Annotated in this window: 16 protein-coding genes; 6 read left to right on the top strand and 10 right to left on the bottom strand. The window is 51.3% G+C overall.

What is annotated here, in order from left to right; genetic code table 11:
• Window positions 1–179 precede the first annotated feature (179 nt).
• The 5 genes from ACKI5T_RS21330 to ACKI5T_RS21310 form a co-directional block, all read right to left on the bottom strand.
• Window positions 180–896: an ABC transporter ATP-binding protein gene (locus ACKI5T_RS21330; protein ID WP_015959497.1), complete on the bottom strand. Its 717-nt coding sequence runs from the start codon at window positions 894–896 to the stop codon at window positions 180–182.
• Window positions 893–1,768 carry an ATP-binding cassette domain-containing protein gene (locus tag ACKI5T_RS21325; protein WP_059179654.1) on the bottom strand — a complete coding sequence of 292 codons (876 nt, stop codon included), beginning with the start codon at window positions 1,766–1,768 and terminating at the stop codon, window positions 893–895. The genes ACKI5T_RS21330 and ACKI5T_RS21325 overlap by 4 nt, the downstream gene beginning before the upstream one ends.
• A complete protein-coding gene (gene livM / locus ACKI5T_RS21320; protein WP_407440019.1) occupies window positions 1,765–3,054 on the bottom strand; it encodes a high-affinity branched-chain amino acid ABC transporter permease LivM in 1,290 nt (429 codons plus the stop codon). The genes ACKI5T_RS21325 and livM overlap by 4 nt, the downstream gene beginning before the upstream one ends.
• Window positions 3,055–3,065: 11 nt before the next feature.
• On the bottom strand, window positions 3,066–3,980 hold the full coding sequence (locus ACKI5T_RS21315; RefSeq protein ID WP_407440017.1) for an ABC transporter permease subunit: 915 nt from the start codon (window positions 3,978–3,980) through the stop codon (window positions 3,066–3,068).
• A 103-nt stretch (window positions 3,981–4,083) separates the two neighbouring features.
• The gene (locus ACKI5T_RS21310) at window positions 4,084–5,205 is read right to left on the bottom strand and encodes a branched-chain amino acid ABC transporter substrate-binding protein (protein WP_407440016.1); all 1,122 of its coding nucleotides are present in this window, start codon (window positions 5,203–5,205) and stop codon (window positions 4,084–4,086) included.
• A 482-nt stretch (window positions 5,206–5,687) separates the two neighbouring features.
• Here ACKI5T_RS21310 and ACKI5T_RS21305 point away from each other — a divergent pair, with 482 nt between their 5' ends.
• On the top strand, window positions 5,688–6,356 hold the full coding sequence (locus tag ACKI5T_RS21305) for a YecA family protein (protein WP_015959492.1): 669 nt from the start codon (window positions 5,688–5,690) through the stop codon (window positions 6,354–6,356).
• A 39-nt stretch (window positions 6,357–6,395) separates the two neighbouring features.
• Here ACKI5T_RS21305 and tyrP read toward each other — a convergent pair whose 3' ends face one another.
• The gene (tyrP, locus tag ACKI5T_RS21300; protein WP_407440015.1) at window positions 6,396–7,607 is read right to left on the bottom strand and encodes a tyrosine transporter TyrP; all 1,212 of its coding nucleotides are present in this window, start codon (window positions 7,605–7,607) and stop codon (window positions 6,396–6,398) included.
• A gap of 249 nt (window positions 7,608–7,856) precedes the next feature.
• Between tyrP and ACKI5T_RS21295 the strand changes: the two genes are divergently transcribed.
• Window positions 7,857–8,198 carry a hypothetical protein gene (locus ACKI5T_RS21295; protein ID WP_407440014.1) on the top strand — a complete coding sequence of 114 codons (342 nt, stop codon included), beginning with the start codon at window positions 7,857–7,859 and terminating at the stop codon, window positions 8,196–8,198.
• Window positions 8,199–8,265: 67 nt separating this feature from the next.
• The gene (locus tag ACKI5T_RS21290; protein ID WP_407440013.1) at window positions 8,266–8,505 is read left to right on the top strand and encodes a YecH family metal-binding protein; all 240 of its coding nucleotides are present in this window, start codon (window positions 8,266–8,268) and stop codon (window positions 8,503–8,505) included.
• A gap of 30 nt (window positions 8,506–8,535) precedes the next feature.
• On the opposite strand, the gene ftnA is transcribed toward ACKI5T_RS21290, so the two are convergent.
• From ftnA to ACKI5T_RS21275, 3 genes are all read right to left on the bottom strand, one after another.
• Window positions 8,536–9,033: a non-heme ferritin gene (ftnA, locus tag ACKI5T_RS21285; protein WP_015959488.1), complete on the bottom strand. Its 498-nt coding sequence runs from the start codon at window positions 9,031–9,033 to the stop codon at window positions 8,536–8,538.
• A gap of 218 nt (window positions 9,034–9,251) precedes the next feature.
• Window positions 9,252–9,590: a YecR family lipoprotein gene (yecR, locus tag ACKI5T_RS21280; protein ID WP_407440012.1), complete on the bottom strand. Its 339-nt coding sequence runs from the start codon at window positions 9,588–9,590 to the stop codon at window positions 9,252–9,254.
• 104 nt (window positions 9,591–9,694) lie between these two features.
• On the bottom strand, window positions 9,695–11,866 hold the full coding sequence (locus tag ACKI5T_RS21275) for an HD domain-containing phosphohydrolase (protein ID WP_407440111.1): 2,172 nt from the start codon (window positions 11,864–11,866) through the stop codon (window positions 9,695–9,697).
• Between the two features lie 252 nt (window positions 11,867–12,118).
• On the opposite strand from ACKI5T_RS21275, the gene ACKI5T_RS21270 reads away from it, so the two are divergent.
• Complete coding sequence (locus tag ACKI5T_RS21270; protein WP_015959485.1) at window positions 12,119–12,757, top strand: RpiB/LacA/LacB family sugar-phosphate isomerase; 639 nt, start codon at window positions 12,119–12,121, stop codon at window positions 12,755–12,757.
• Between the two features lie 49 nt (window positions 12,758–12,806).
• Here ACKI5T_RS21270 and ACKI5T_RS21265 read toward each other — a convergent pair whose 3' ends face one another.
• A complete protein-coding gene (locus ACKI5T_RS21265) occupies window positions 12,807–14,228 on the bottom strand; it encodes an MFS transporter (RefSeq protein ID WP_407440011.1) in 1,422 nt (473 codons plus the stop codon).
• Between the two features lie 213 nt (window positions 14,229–14,441).
• Here ACKI5T_RS21265 and azuC point away from each other — a divergent pair, with 213 nt between their 5' ends.
• Entirely contained in the window at window positions 14,442–14,525 is an 84-nt protein-coding gene (gene azuC / locus ACKI5T_RS21260) for a stress response protein AzuC (RefSeq protein ID WP_014832437.1), read from the top strand.
• A gap of 107 nt (window positions 14,526–14,632) precedes the next feature.
• Window positions 14,633–14,884 (top strand): DUF2766 family protein, encoded by a 252-nt coding sequence (locus ACKI5T_RS21255; protein WP_015959482.1) that lies wholly within the window; start codon window positions 14,633–14,635, stop codon window positions 14,882–14,884.
• Window positions 14,885–14,919: the final 35 nt, after the last annotated feature.

The raw sequence follows: 14,919 nt of genomic DNA, 5'->3' as shown, positions 1-14,919 counted from the left end.
TAAGCTACATAACGGCTGAGTTTTTATGAACAACATGCGTGATGTTAAAATCTCTCGGCACTTGCGGTCTGCGAATTCAAGTCTTGCGTCATTTACAAGGGAAAGCGAAGAGCAATCAAAGCAATAAGCCGTGTCGTGAAAGCTCCGAAAGCTGCTTTATTCACCAAATTCCCCGTGGATTACACGCCGCCCAAATACGCTTTTCGCACATCTTCATTACCTAACAGTTCCTCGCCGCTACCGCTCAGTCGGATTTGCCCGTTAACCATCACATACCCGCGATCGGAGAGCTTGAGCGCGTGATGTGCATTTTGCTCCACCAAAAAAATTGTCATTCCATTACGCGCCAGCTCGCGCAGCGTCTGGAAAATTTGTTTTACCACGATTGGCGCAAGACCAAGACTTGGCTCATCAAGCAGCAGGAGTTTTGGTCGACTCATCAACGCACGCGCAATCGCCAGCATTTGCTGCTCTCCCCCGGACATGGTCATCGCCCGCTGTTTGCGTCGCTCTTTCAGTCGCGGGAACAAATCAAACATCGTTTGCAGATCGTGCGCGGCATGTTGGTTACCCACAGGAATGGTCCCCATCAGCAAATTTTCTTCAACGGTCATATCCGGGAAAATACGTCGACCTTCCGGAGCCTGCGCGATACCCCCCGACGCCACGTAATGCGTCGATTGATGACTGATATCCTCGCCGCAAAACAGGATCTGACCTTTTCGAATGCGTGGCTGGCCGAAAATGGACATCAATAGCGTCGATTTTCCCGCGCCGTTAGCACCAATCAGCGCCACCGTTTCGCCTTTATTCACCTGCAAAGAAACCTGCTTTAATGCCTGAATCACACCATAAAACACATCCACGTCCTTAAATTCCAGCATCGTCTCGCTCATACGCTGACCTCGCTTTCATCGGTGCCCAGATACGCGGCGATAACCTTCTCATCATGCTGGATTTCATGCGGTTTACCCTGCGCAATCACATCGCCATGGTCGAGAACAATAATGTGATCTGAAATCTCCATCACCATTCCCATATCATGTTCAATCAGCAAGACCGTGATTTTATGATGGTCGCGCAAAAAACGAATGATTTTACTCAGCGCACGCGTTTCGACGGGGTTTAACCCAGCGGCGGGTTCATCCAGACACAGCATCTCTGGCCCCGTACACATTGCGCGCGCAATTTCGAGACGCCGCTGCTGACCGTAGGACATCTCACCCGCCAGGCGATTAGCGCAATCCACCAGATCCACTACCTCTAGCCAGTAAAATGCCCGATCCAACGCGTCGCTCTCCGCCCGGCGGTACGCGGGGGTATTCAACACGCCGGCAATCAGGTTACGGTTGACGCGCATGTGCTGCGCGACCAGCAGGTTTTCCACCACAGACATTTCCCGAAAAAGGCGGATATTCTGGAAGGTGCGCGCCAGCCCAGCGCGGTTGACCAGATGCGTCCCGCCAAACATTTTGTAGAAAATACGCCCGCCAAGCTGCGCTGGATTGATCCAGTCTCCGGGCTGAAATTTTTGCCCAAGCACCTGAATCACGTTGGTGGTTTTGCTGAGCGTATTGAACAGAATCGTGCCGCCGGAGGCTTTGTAGAAACCGGTCAGACAGTTAAACACCGTGGTTTTTCCGGCACCATTCGGGCCGATTAACGCGGTTATTGAGCCACGCTGGACGTCCAGATTCACATCGTTTAGCGCTTTAATACCGCCAAAATGCATCATTAAATGTTCAACGTTTAATATCGTCCCGTTCATGGCGCGACTCCTTTGCGAACCGCAAATCCGCTGCGGTTAATGCGAATCAGACCGCGCGGCCGCCAGATCATCATCACGACCATCAGCATGCCGAATAACAGCACGCGGTATTCTGCAAAGCTGCGCAACAGCTCTGGCGTCACGGTGAGGACAAAGGCGGCTAACACTACGCCGACAGTCGATCCCATTCCGCCTAAAACGACGATGGCGAGGATGAGCGCGGACTCAAAAAACGTAAACGACGTGGGGTTAACAAATCCCTGATAGGTCGCAAAGAACACCCCAGCAATGCCTGCTGTGGACGCCCCAAGGGTAAACGCCGAGAGCTTGACCAGTACATGATTAAGCCCCATCGAACGACAGGCGATTTCGTCCTCGCGCAACGCTTCCCACGCGCGTCCAATCGGCATACGCGTCAGACGGTGTTTGACGTAGAGCACCAGCAAAACGACCAGCAGGAGGACGACATAGATGAAAATAAACTTCAGGTTGGGGTTGTAGGTCAGATGGAAAAACTCATGGAACGGCACGCCGCCTTCTTTGGCTCGTCGGCCAAACTCAAGGCCGAAAAAGGTGGGGGGCGGGGCCGAAACGCCGTTTGGTCCGCCGGTAAAGGTCAGCCAGTTGTTGAGAATTAGACGGATGATTTCCCCAAATCCGAGCGTCACAATCGCCAGATAATCGCCGTGCATGCGCAGAACCGGGAACCCCAGTAAAGCCCCCGCAGCAGCGGCCATCAGTGCCGCCAGCGGCAACATCGTCCAGAATCCCAGGCCTAGATATTGATAACCCAGCGCTAAACCGTAGGCGCCAATCGCGTAAAAGGCGACGTATCCCAGGTCCAGCAGACCAGCGAGGCCGACAACGATATTCAGCCCCAGCCCCAACAGGACATAAATCAGCCCAAGGATCGCTACCGTCAGCACATATTTTGTGGCGATAAACGGAAAACAGACCGCCAGCGTCAGCACCAGTGGGATAATCCAGCGCATCCGACTTTTATACTCGGGAGGCCGCACGTAAACACCTGCGTTATCGGTGTCGAATCGCGATAAAAATCGTGTACCCACAGCCGTCATCAAAAACGCACTCAGGAAAAAGCGCCCCGTCACCACGGTGGCAACGATCCACGCCAGCCGTCGTCCTTCAAAGTTGAAACTGTAGCCGTCCAGCACCACGCCAACGATGGGGCCAAAAATGATTAATGCGATCATGCCGGCAAAGATGGCATCCAGAACGCAGCGTTTGAGCGAAAAACCGTCGTGCACATCAGTTTGCGATGTCATATTTGACTCCCTCATACTTTGGCGACAACCGGGCGGCCAAGCAGTCCTTGAGGACGGAAAATGAGGATCACCACCAGTAATCCAAACGAGAACACATCTTTGTAGTCAGAATTTACCATTCCCGAAAATTGTGCCTCGGCTATCCCGAGAATCAACCCGCCCAGCATTGCGCCGGGCAACGAACCAATGCCGCCGAGAACCGCAGCCGTAAAGGCCTTTATGCCGATAACAAACCCGACGTAAAAATCAAACGTGCCGTAGTTCATGGTAATCAACACACCCGCCAGACCTGCCATAGCTGCACCAATCACGAACACCAGCGAAATAATCCGGTCCGTATTTATGCCTAAAATCGACGCCATTTTGCGGTCCTGTTGCACGGCGCGGCACATGCGTCCCAATCGGGTATTGCTGATTATCCAGGTGAGCAGCAGCATGCCTGCGAATGAGGCAATCAGAATAAACACTTTGGTGTAGGTGACTTGAACAAACCCCTCGCCAATGTGAAAACGGAACACGCCATCCAGCATCGTGGGCACGCCTTGCTGACGCGGTCCCTGGCTGATTTGCGCGTAGTTTTGCAGGATTAACGACATCCCGATGGCCGAGATCAGCGGAGCCAGGCGCGTTGAGTTTCGCAGCGGTTTATAGGCAATACGCTCAATGGTCCAGCCGTAAACGCCGGTCACAATAATGGTGAACACCAGCGTGCCGAGGATTAAAAGCGGAAATGACTCCAGGCCAAACCAGGCGAGTAGCGCCAGGCCGATGGCGCTGAGATAGGCGGAAATCATATACACTTCGCCATGAGCGAAATTAATCATCCCGATAATGCCGTACACCATCGTATAACCGATGGCAATGAGTCCGTACACGGAACCCAGCGTTAGGCCGTTGATCAACTGCTGAAGAAAGAATGTGCTCATCACCGCGCGCTCGTGTTATGGGCTGCACGACACATGCGTGCAGCCTGATGTGTATATCGAATCGATTCGCCATGCTATCGACGTTGAGCGTGACGCCGTTCCGTTACGGCACTTCGGTATATTTCCCTTTGTCATCCCACTGATACACCACGTAGTCGGAGACTTTCAGGTCACCCTTATCATCCCAGGCTTTTTTGCCCATCACCGTTTCAACAGGATTAGCTTTCAGCCAGGCGCTGGCTTTGGCAGAATCCGTGCCGCCAGTCGCTTTAAAGGCTGCGGCGATGGCTTGAACAGAAGCGTAGGAATAGAGCGTGTAACCTTCGGGTTCAAACTTGCTGGTGCGGAATTTCTCGATGACGGCTTTACCATCGGGGATCAAACGGGGATCTTTGCCAAAGGTCATGTAAATGCCGTTGGTGTATTTCGGCCCACCCGCAGCGGTGACCATTTCTTCGTTGACGATACAGTCACCGGAGAAGAATTTGGCCTGCACGCCTTGCTCACGCATCTGACGCACCAGCGGACCGGCTTCTGGATGGCAACCACCGAAGAACACGACATCAGGTTTTTGCGCGCCGATTTTGGTGACCAGGGCGTTAAAGTCTTTTTCACCGCGCGAGAGGCCTTCGTACATCACATCGTTTACGCCACGTTTTGCCAGTGCGGCTTTCGTCGCATCCGCCAGTCCCTGACCGTAGGTGTCTTTATCGTGAATGATCACCACCCGTTTGGCCTTCAGCTTATCGATAATAAAATCGCTGGCGACTTTCCCTTGCTGGTCATCACGTCCGCACATGCGGAACATATCGCTCATGCCGCGTTCGGTGATCAACGGATTGGTCGAGCCGGGAGTGATAGCCAGAATGCCGGCATCGCTATACACCTCAGAAGCCGGCATGGTAGACGATGAGCAGAAATGGCCGACAACCGCTTTGACTTTATCCTGATCAACCAGACGGTTAGCGACGGCGACGGCCTGTTTTGGCTCGCAGGCGTCATCACCCTGGACCAGCTTAATCTTTTCGCCGTTGATCCCACCGGCGGCATTGATATCTTCTGCGGCCTGAGTCGCCCCATGCCAATACTGATCGCCATAGGTTGCGTTCGGGCCGGTGAAGGGCCCCGCGACGCCGATGACGATATCCGCCTGGGCGGAAAATGCCGTGACCAGACAACCTGTTAATACAAGAGAAAGGGGACTTCTGATTAATTTCAGCGACATTGTTATGTTCCTTAGCAAAGAGGTTTTTGCACCACGGTCTAAACCTGAACGGCATATGGCGCAGTCAATCCAAAAACAAAAGCGAGAACAAAATGCACGAAACAAACGCGAGCCTGACAATATCCTGCTCATACGACGAGATTTCCTGTCACCCTCTACGGGCAGGAACATTAAGCAAGCAAAATGGCTGCCAGAGTGAATAACCCATTGCGGGTTTTTGACTTATTTCAGTATAGAGTGCCGTTTTACGCCACCTGACGCCGTGAACTGAAATTACAGCGGGGATCACATCTCGTTAACAATAAAGCCCGCCACGTGGGCAACGGTCACGATTCAAGCTATCTTGCACCAGGAAAGCCCATGGAGAATATGGTGTTATCGGCGTGTAAACAGCATGCTCCACGCGCCTGGAGCTGGCGTTTGAGAAGTCCTTTGGCATTGTGTGATAAAATCGTTTTCTTTTTTTATCAGGAGTGTCTGCAATGACTGAAGGCCCATTAACTGAAAACGAACTGGAGTGGCTGGAAGAGACGTTAATGTCTTACGGTCATGAGGATGCGTCTGTGATTGACGTTTCCGAGCTTGACGGCATGCTTACCGCGGTTTTATCGGGTCCGGTTGTCGTTGAACCCGATACCTGGCTGGTGGCGGTGTGGGGCGGTCAAAAGTATGTTCCGCGATGGAAAAACGATCGCGAAATGAACCGTTTTATCGATCTCTGCTTTAAGCATCTGAACGATATTGCCGAGCGACTGAGTGACTATCCCGATCAGTTTGAACCGGTTTTCGGCGTTAACGACGTGGACGGGAAAAGCTATACCGTGGTGGAAGAGTGGTGCTATGGCTATATGCGCGGGATGGCACTGACCGACTGGTCATCGTTGCCGGAAGAGCTGAAAGCCGATTTAGACATCATTACGCTGCACGGAACGGAAGCGAATGCCGAACAGCTGGATGAACTAACCGAAGACGAATATCACGCCAGCATTGAACGAATCAAACCGGCGGCGCTTCGTTTATACAACTACTGGGTGGCAAACCCGCAGCTAACTGTGGCGCAACAGCCGATTATCAATGGCGCGAAAGTGGGTCGTAACGATCCTTGCCCATGTGGCAGCGGTAAGAAATTCAAAAGCTGCTGTTTGCATTGATTGCGCTGATAAAAAAGGGCTCATTATGAGCCCTTTTTGTTAACCGACTTCTGGTAAGAATCCTGCTGCAATCGAGAACTGCACCAGGATAACCACAATCCCGCAGGTGAATACCATCGCCAGAAGCGGTGTTCCTCCCCACACCCGATAGCCTGAGTCAGGATGCTGCTGACGGCTTTTCCACGCCAGAAGGGAAGGGAGCAGCAGCGCAAGCACGGCTAATGCCACACCCGCATAGCCCAGCGCCATCACAAATCCGCGTGGATAAAACAGCGCAAAGGCGAGTGGCGGCAAGAACGTCACAACGCCTGTCTGGATGCGGCCACCGAGGGAGCGACGGCGCTGGAACAAGTCCGCCAGATAATCGAACAGACCCAGCGCCACGCCAAGGAAAGAGGTCGCCAGCGCAAGGTCAGCAAACAGATGAACCGCCAGCTCAACATGTGGCGAGGCTACCACTTCACGCAGCACCTGTAGGAATCCATTCAAACCGGAATGGTCAGCCATTAAGCCGATAAACGTCGAGGAATCGATGCTGCCCAACGTCACCAGTTGCCAGAAGATATAAGCAATTAATGGAATGGCGCTGCCGATGATAAATACCCGACGCAGCTTGCGGATATCACCGTTCATGTAGCTCACAATGCTCGGCACGCTGCCGTGAAAGCCAAATGAAGTGAAAATCACCGGGATGGCGGAAAGCGCCAGGCCTTGCTGAAGCGGAAGTGTCAGTAAATTGACTTTGTGCACATGCGGGGCAAGCAGAACGAGCATCACCACAAGGAAAATAATTTTGGCGCTAAACAGAAAACGGTTAAACAGATCGACGAGAGAGGTCCCGACACACACCACGCCGCCACCGATTACGGTGAAAAAGATAACGCCGGTCGCCGGGGAAATGTCCGTACCAAACCAATCATTCACACTCGAGGCGATCAATTCACCCGCGCCGCTTATATAAGCCGCAGTCAGCGCGTACATCAGGAACATCATGCTGAAACCGGTGATCCATTGACCGTAACGGCCGAGATAGCGTGCCGCCAGCGAGCCAAGCCCCGTGTCAGCAGGAACGTGCTGATAGACTTCAAGCAGCAGCAATGCCGTGTAGCACATCAGCGCCCACAGGCAGCCTAAAAGCAGTAAAGTGACGCTAAAGCCAACACCCGCGGCGGCCAGCGGCATCGCCAGCATTCCTGCGCCAATCGTCGTGCCTGCGACGATAAAAATACTTCCCAGAGTTCTATTTCTCACGCTTTCCTCTACCGCAACAACAAATCGCAACCCATTCTGCGGCGCAGAGTAAGTGAAAAGCACCAATTCGTCAAATCACCGTTACAAGTGGTGTAATAAAATATTTACGATTCCGGCTGGGTACGATATTTAGTGCAACTGGCTGATACTTTTGAGGGTTTTGCCTACTTCATAAGGGCAATACTTTCGCGCGAAAATCAGGCGTACCTTAAACAGTAAATATAAATAATCAAAAAAAGTGAGAAGCTGATGGCAGGGGATAATCCCTTTAAGGCCGCATGGAGTCGTTCAGGCAATTTGCTGTGTCACGGACACTGGATTATTCACTGGAACGGCGAGTTAATTGAATTGCCTGAGCCGCGTCGTGAAAAAGATATGGGGACGTGGGCGATCTACAACATTATGGATCCGGACGATGAGATTTTTGCCCAGGGTTTGAAAGAGGATGAGTGGATAATTGAACACGTCGACTGGCTAACCGATCTGTTCTTCGACAATGGCATTCCGCTCGAAACCGACAATTATCGCGCTTTTTATCAGGCGATTAACCCTCATGACTGGCGATGCACTAGCTGTGCCGGGTGCATGTAAACCTGTGCCAGCGCAAGGCGCGACACGGACTTCGCGTGTAGTCTGAGCCTTTCTTTGCGGAGGGGTTATGACGTCAATTCACGGGCACGAGGTGCTCAATATGATGCTGGAGTCTGATGAGCACTATTCGGAAACCAGCCTGATTCAGGCTATTCACATGCGATTCGGCGATAGCGCCCATTTTCATACCTGTTCTGCTGAAAATATGACGGCCGCGCAGATGGTGGAGTTGCTGAAGAATAAAGGGAAATTTATTCCCTTAAAGGAAGGGTTTTCTACGCACGAAAGTAAAATATGTCGGCATTAAAAAAGGGAGCCAATGGGCTCCCTTTTTTAATTAATTCTGTGTGTCGAGCGTGGCAAGCTCTTTATCAATAAAGTACAGACCTTCGCCGGATTTACCTGCCAGTGACAATTTATCCAGAACGGATTTAAACAATTTCTCTTCTTCGTGTTGTTCTGCCACATACCACTGCAGGAAATTAAAGGTTGGATAATCCTGACCAATCATCGCGGCGTGGGTTAATTCATTAATTTTTTGCGTGATCAGCTGTTCATGTTCGTAGGTTGCACGGAACAGTTCATCCAGAGAAGCATACTCTGCGAAAGGGGACGCAACAGGGTTGATGCGCGGCAGACTGCCGGTATCGGCCAGATAATCAAACAGACGCTGCATATGCGTCATCTCTTCCTGAGCGTGACGACGCAGAAATGCGGCCGCGCCTTCAAAACTGTGGAAGCTGCACCAGGCACTCATCTGTTGATAAAGCAGGGATGAAAAAAGCTCAAGGTTCATTTGCTCGTTGAGCTTATCGATCATTTCAGTTTTCAGCATGGTGCGGCTCCATATAATTATTAATGAGTCGGGCAGAGCGTCACTATAATTTGTTATTAAATTATTTGCAAAAGGTAAAATAAAGATATTATTTATTTAAAATACGAATGGGAATAAAACGCATTGGCAATGGTTAATATTTTAATGAGAATTGTTCTGTTTCTTATTTGAATATGCTGCCAGCGCGATTCTGGCAGCACTATTATTAATACCTACTATTAATAGTAGGTTTGCTTTGCCGAGGGATTAATCGCGTAACCCTGGCATTTGTACTGGATAGTTACGCTTTCATTCAGGCACACCGAACCGCTGACAACAGTGCAGGTTTTTATCGGCTGGCCATAGGCTGAAGCGGTCGCATAACCCATTGCCTGGCATTCACGTGTCGCCGTACCGTTAGTCACGTAATCATCATAGTGGCTATTTTGCAGTATTGCCTGACCCATATTGAGCCTGACAACGCCGCTGGTGCTGTCCACGCTGTTCACTTCGGCCTGGCGGGTCACATTACAACCCGCGAGTATCAGAAGCGCGCCTGCAAGGAATAATCTCTTCATATTTCGCTCTGAGTCATTGAAAACACTCTATCCTACCGTCTGATCCGGCGCGCAATGCCTGGAATAGCCAGTCAATCCGCTCTTTCTCTTCGCGACGGCGGGGCTCAATCCGCCAGACTGTCAAATATCGTGCGAAACTTGAGATGATGTTTGCGGAATAACGCGATGAGTTGCGGATCGAAGTGGCGTCCAGCGCCATCAAAGATCACCTCGCATGCTTTTTCGTGACTAAATGCAGGTTTATACACGCGTTTTTGCCGCAATGCGTCGTACACATCCGCCAACGCCAGGATGCGTGCTTCTAGCGGAATATTCTCGCCGCGAAGCCCCTCGGGATAGCCGCTGCCGTCCCATTTTTCGTGATGGAAGTGAATAATATTTTCCGCGACCGGACCCAGCGCCAGGCCCTGAATAATCATATAGCCTTTCGTCGTATGCAGTTTCATTTCGCTGAATTCTTGAGGCGTTAGCGGCCCCTGCTTGCGCAAAATGTGGTCGGGGACGGCGATTTTCCCGACATCATGCAGGGAAGCGAAATGTTCAATTTCTGCGATCATCTTGCGGGATAATTTCAGCTCACGGGCCATCATTGCGCAGTATTTCGCGACACGCTGGATATGGCTTCCGGTCTCGTCATCGTGCGCACGGTTGACCTTTTCCAGCGCCTGCACAATATTGCGGTTTATTAACCGGTTCTCTTTTATATGGCGGCGCATCATTATCAGCATAAACAGGCTAAACAGTGCCGTCACAAGCAAAATGACGCTGATTATTTTCAGCGTGTTTTTGGTTAAATCAGGAAAGAAATCAGGCTCTTCCTGGCGCTCGAGTTGCGTACGGAAGCTGGAGAGGCGGTGAATCTGAGTGAGCAGTTGAAAGAGAGGGTGATCGGGCTGAACCCAGGGGCCGACAATAAACTCAGATCGCGTGATGCCAGCGACTTTTAGCACGCCCCGGAACAACTCATTGCCGCGAAGCGTCGACTCCAGCGAACTTAAATCGCCCAGGATATAGTCAATTTTATTATTTTCGATAGCATCGATCAGGCCGTTAAGGTTGGGTTGGGTCACGATAACGACGTCATTACCGAATCGTTCCTGTAAATAGCGGGCGGAGAACGATCCCTCCAGCACGCCGACACGCTGGCTGCGAATACTCTCCTCATCCCACAAAAATGGCTGTTTGATTCGATTGTAATAGACGTTGTGCCAGGCAATGTCCGGCCCAATTCGACCTGCTGCATGCTCGGTATTGCTGCTTTCGGCGACATCAACAAGACGAACAGGCCAGCGCTGTTTTTCCAGCGTTTCGGCATAATTATCAATAAAATGAACATCCACTTCCATGCCGAGTAATTCGCGCATGTCATTAATCATATTGATCGCGGTTCCCTGATAACCGCGGTTGTCTTTCCAGATTATCGGCGCAAAGTTTTCATTTTTAGGTAACCAGATTTCCAGATGATTATTGGCAAGCCAGGCTTTTTCATCATTTGAAATAACAATACGACTGAGAAGGTATTGTCGCTGACTCTCCTCCAGCGCCTGGCGTAACGCCCCGCTGCGGTACCACTCACCAATAAAGGTATTTACCTTTTCGCGTAAATCGCGCAGCTCCGGGCTGAACGCTAGCACCACGGGGATACGCAGTTCAGGAAAAGGATGGGAGAGCAGGTAGTAGCGCTGGGTGTTTTCCATTTCGCTGGCGTCATTAATGTAGAAATCTGCTTTGCGCTCGCTCAGCAAACGGAAGGCTTCTTCGCTGGTGGCGACCAGGTGAATCGAGCGAAACGTCAGATCCGGATAACGCTTTTGCACGCTCTCAAGCGTGGCATCATTCTGGCGAAACAGAACGCGTGCGTTCGTCAACTCTTCCGCAGTATTCACCGACATCGATGGGCTTGCAGCCACCACCTCGTTGATAAAAAGCTGTGATGAGAGGATTTTGGTGCGCGCCCTCGACTCTGTTCGCAGGACTCCGGCATACACTCCGTAGCTATCGGCATTAAAACGCTGCCCGATTTCAGACCCACCGACCGGCCTGAGTTCCAGATGTGTGTCATATTTGAGGTTAATCGCGCGCACGAGTTCGGGGTAGAAACCCAGTAATTCACCCTGAGGAGTGCGCCAGAATTCGAAACTGTCGGCGTTATAAATCCAGACGGGAACGGGGGGTGAATCAGGTGTGGGCTGTGCAAAAGATATTCTTGCCCAGAGTAGGGCATCAAGGATAATTAACCCGATTAGCCATGTGATGCGAGGCTTCCGGCGGCGCATATTCACAGATGTTCCCCAAAGGATTTTACTGTCTTTTAAATGCAGTCTAGCTAACTGCCGGATTCGCGAGTAAAAATTTCTTCAGTTTATGCGGGCGCACAAATTTCAACCGCAAAACAGAAATGTGTGAAGTCACCTTAATTTTTTAAAACATTTTTTCAGTTAATTTGAAAGTATGTTTGCCAGATAGTAGAGTTGAGTGGACGAGCTATCTGTGGCGGGAAAACCCGCATCGCATTCAGGAGATAAAGAATGAAAATTGCACTGATGATGGAAAACAGCCAGGCGGCAAAAAACGCCATTATCCTTAATGAATTGAAAGCGGTAGCCGATGAGAAAGGCTTCCCGGTGTTTAACGTTGGGATGAGCGATGAGAACGATCATCACCTGACGTATATCCACCTGGGTATCATGGCCAGCATTCTGATCAATTCTAAGGCTGTTGATTTCGTCGTGACCGGCTGCGGCACCGGCCAGGGCGCGTTGATGTCTCTGAACATCCATCCTGGCGTGAACTGCGGCTACTGTATCGATCCGGCTGACGCCTTCCTGTTTGCCCAGATCAACAACGGTAACGCACTTGCGCTGCCGTTTGCCAAAGGCTTCGGTTGGGGCGCGGAACTGAACGTGCGCTTTATCTTTGAAAAAGCATTCACTGGCCGTAAAGGCGAAGGCTACCCACCAGAGCGTAAAGAGCCGCAGGTTCGTAATGCCGGTATCCTGAATCAGGTTAAAGCCGCAGTAGTGAAGGACAACTACCTGGATACGCTGCGCGCAATCGACCCGGAACTGGTGAAAACCGCCGTGTCAGGTCAGCGCTTCCAGCAGTGCTTCTTTGAAAACTGCCAGGACAAAGAGATTGAAGCCTTTGTTCGCGGTATCGTCGGCTAATCTTACGATCAGCCGCTAAGTCGAAAAGCCAGCATCGCGCTGGCTTTTTTTATTCTCTTTTTTTCGAGACCGCGCTGCCTGCATCTTTGGTCAGGCTAAGCGTATCAAACATTCCGACCAGACAGATGATGGCGACAGCGACAAAGGCCAGCCGGAAGCTCAGACCGGGGATCGCAGCCATACCTAGCGCATGACTCACTTTCTCACCAATGCGTATCCCAATTGCCCCCAGTGTAATTCCCAGTCCCACGGCGAGCTGCGTGGCCGTCGAAAAGAGGGTGTTGGCGTAGCTCATCTGCGCGGAAGGCACATCAGAAAAGGCCAGCGTGCTGACGGCGGTAAACTGAATGGAACGGAAAACCCCACCCAGATACAGGATCAGCAAGATAAGCCAGACAGGCGTTTGCGGGGTGATAAGCGCGCAGGCCAACAGCGACAGGACGTTCAATGCACCATTAATCAGCAGTAATTTCCGAAAACCCAGGCGACGGATCAGCGGCGTTGTGGCGGGTTTGATGGTCAGGTTACCGACGAAAACGGCCAGCACCAGCAGGCCAGAGTGAAACGCATCCATGCCAAAGCCGACCTGAAACATCAGCGGCAGAAGGAAAGGAACGGCGCTAATAGAGGCACGAAAGAGGGAACCGCCGTACATCGTCACGCGAAAGGTGGGTACCTGCATAGCGTCGAGGCGGATCATCGGCCATTTGGCGCGTTGGAAATGGCGCAAAGCGTAAAATAACGTCACGCATCCGATAGCCAAAAGCGCGATCGTTACAACGCTATCTGTCTGCTGAGCACCCATTGACTCCATCGCATACACCAGACTCACCATGGCGAGGGTTGTTGCGATGAATCCCGGCAGATCGAAAGGGCGGCGGGCATCTTCATGCAAGTCCGGAATAATACGCAGCGCCAGAATAATCGCGATGATCCCAAGCGGAACGTTAATAAAGAAGATCCAACGCCAGTCGGCGTAGCGAGTAATAAATCCGCCGAGCGGTGGCCCGATGATCGGTGCAACCAGAGCAGGCCAGGTTAACGTTGCGATAGCGGTAATCAGCAGATGCTTTGGTGTGGTGCGCAGGACGGCCAGCCGACCCACCGGCACCATCAGCGCGCCACCCATGCCTTGTAATATGCGCATGGCGACAAACTGATCGACTGTTGTCGACAATCCGCAAAATACCGATGCCAGCGTAAAGATAGCTAATGCTACCGCAAACACTTTCCGGGCGCCGAAGCGATCGGCAATCCAGCCGCTGGCGGGGATCAGTACCGCCAGCGTGATGAGATAAGCACTGATACCGATGTTTAACTCTACCGCCTCAACGCCAAAACTCTTCGCCATAGCCGGAAGGGCAGTCGCAATCACGGTTCCGTCGAGAAACTCCATAAAGAACGCGCCGGCGACTAAAAGTGCCGCTGGGGATATCCCCCGGCTCTGCTTCCCGCTGATATTTTCTGTCATCTCTACCTTGCCGTATCAAAAAAATGATAAAAATTTACTGGAACTTATAAGGCGCTAACTCACGGATTTGTCGCTGGTTTTATTAACAATCCGGCAGCATTGCCGGTCTGGCAACTGTGATGTACATCACATAATCATTGATTTTTGTGACTCTGGTCATATTATATGCGGATAGAGAATTACACCTGCATAACAAATTACCGGAGCATGACCATGAAATTGCGCAAAATCCTGAAAAGCATGTGGGCCAACTACTGCAATACGTTTAAAGACGTCCCGCCAGGCGCAATGTTCTGATAAAAAAACCTGCTTCGGCAGGTTTTTTTATGTCTGCGATCGACGAGAGGGAAGATGAAAGGGCTGGCGTTTTGCTACTATGGCGCTCTTTATTAAAGGAGCAGCCTATGTCTCAAAATCTGAGCGCCGATCAGGAACTGGTATCTGACGTCGTCGCGTGCCAGTTGGTTATCAAACAAATCCTTGATGTATTAGACATTATCGCACCAATCGAAGTGCGTGAAAAAATGTCCACTCAACTGAAAAACATCGATTTCACCAGCCATCCTGCTGCAGCGGATCCGGTTACGCTTCGCGCAATTCAAAAAGCTATCGCGTTAATCGAACTCAAGTTCACACCGCAGGGTGAGTCGCACTAAAATAAACCGATGTTTTGAAATTAGAAAGGTTTTTG

The organism is Lelliottia sp. (genome assembly GCF_045627565.1).
Taxonomy (GTDB): domain Bacteria; phylum Pseudomonadota; class Gammaproteobacteria; order Enterobacterales; family Enterobacteriaceae; genus Enterobacter.
The sequence above is the reverse complement of the archived record's forward strand: the minus strand, read 5'-3'. Positions and strand labels throughout refer to the sequence as shown.

Excerpts from the sequence above, each read along its gene's own strand:
- ACKI5T_RS21330 (WP_015959497.1), bottom strand. The coding sequence starts at position 896 with ATGAGCGAGACGATGCTGGAATTTAAGGACGTGGATGTGTTTTATGGT.
- ACKI5T_RS21325 (WP_059179654.1), bottom strand. The coding sequence starts at position 1,768 with ATGAACGGGACGATATTAAACGTTGAACATTTAATGATGCATTTTGGC.
- livM (WP_407440019.1), bottom strand. The coding sequence starts at position 3,054 with ATGACATCGCAAACTGATGTGCACGACGGTTTTTCGCTCAAACGCTGC.
- ACKI5T_RS21315 (WP_407440017.1), bottom strand. The coding sequence starts at position 3,980 with ATGAGCACATTCTTTCTTCAGCAGTTGATCAACGGCCTAACGCTGGGT.
- ACKI5T_RS21310 (WP_407440016.1), bottom strand. The coding sequence starts at position 5,205 with ATGTCGCTGAAATTAATCAGAAGTCCCCTTTCTCTTGTATTAACAGGT.
- ACKI5T_RS21305 (WP_015959492.1), top strand. The coding sequence starts at position 5,688 with ATGACTGAAGGCCCATTAACTGAAAACGAACTGGAGTGGCTGGAAGAG.
- ACKI5T_RS21295 (WP_407440014.1), top strand. The coding sequence starts at position 7,857 with ATGGCAGGGGATAATCCCTTTAAGGCCGCATGGAGTCGTTCAGGCAAT.
- ACKI5T_RS21290 (WP_407440013.1), top strand. The coding sequence starts at position 8,266 with ATGACGTCAATTCACGGGCACGAGGTGCTCAATATGATGCTGGAGTCT.
- ftnA (WP_015959488.1), bottom strand. The coding sequence starts at position 9,033 with ATGCTGAAAACTGAAATGATCGATAAGCTCAACGAGCAAATGAACCTT.
- yecR (WP_407440012.1), bottom strand. The coding sequence starts at position 9,590 with ATGAAGAGATTATTCCTTGCAGGCGCGCTTCTGATACTCGCGGGTTGT.
- ACKI5T_RS21275 (WP_407440111.1), bottom strand. The coding sequence starts at position 11,866 with ATGCGCCGCCGGAAGCCTCGCATCACATGGCTAATCGGGTTAATTATC.
- ACKI5T_RS21270 (WP_015959485.1), top strand. The coding sequence starts at position 12,119 with ATGAAAATTGCACTGATGATGGAAAACAGCCAGGCGGCAAAAAACGCC.
- ACKI5T_RS21265 (WP_407440011.1), bottom strand. The coding sequence starts at position 14,228 with ATGACAGAAAATATCAGCGGGAAGCAGAGCCGGGGGATATCCCCAGCG.
- azuC (WP_014832437.1), top strand. The coding sequence starts at position 14,442 with ATGAAATTGCGCAAAATCCTGAAAAGCATGTGGGCCAACTACTGCAAT.
- ACKI5T_RS21255 (WP_015959482.1), top strand. The coding sequence starts at position 14,633 with ATGTCTCAAAATCTGAGCGCCGATCAGGAACTGGTATCTGACGTCGTC.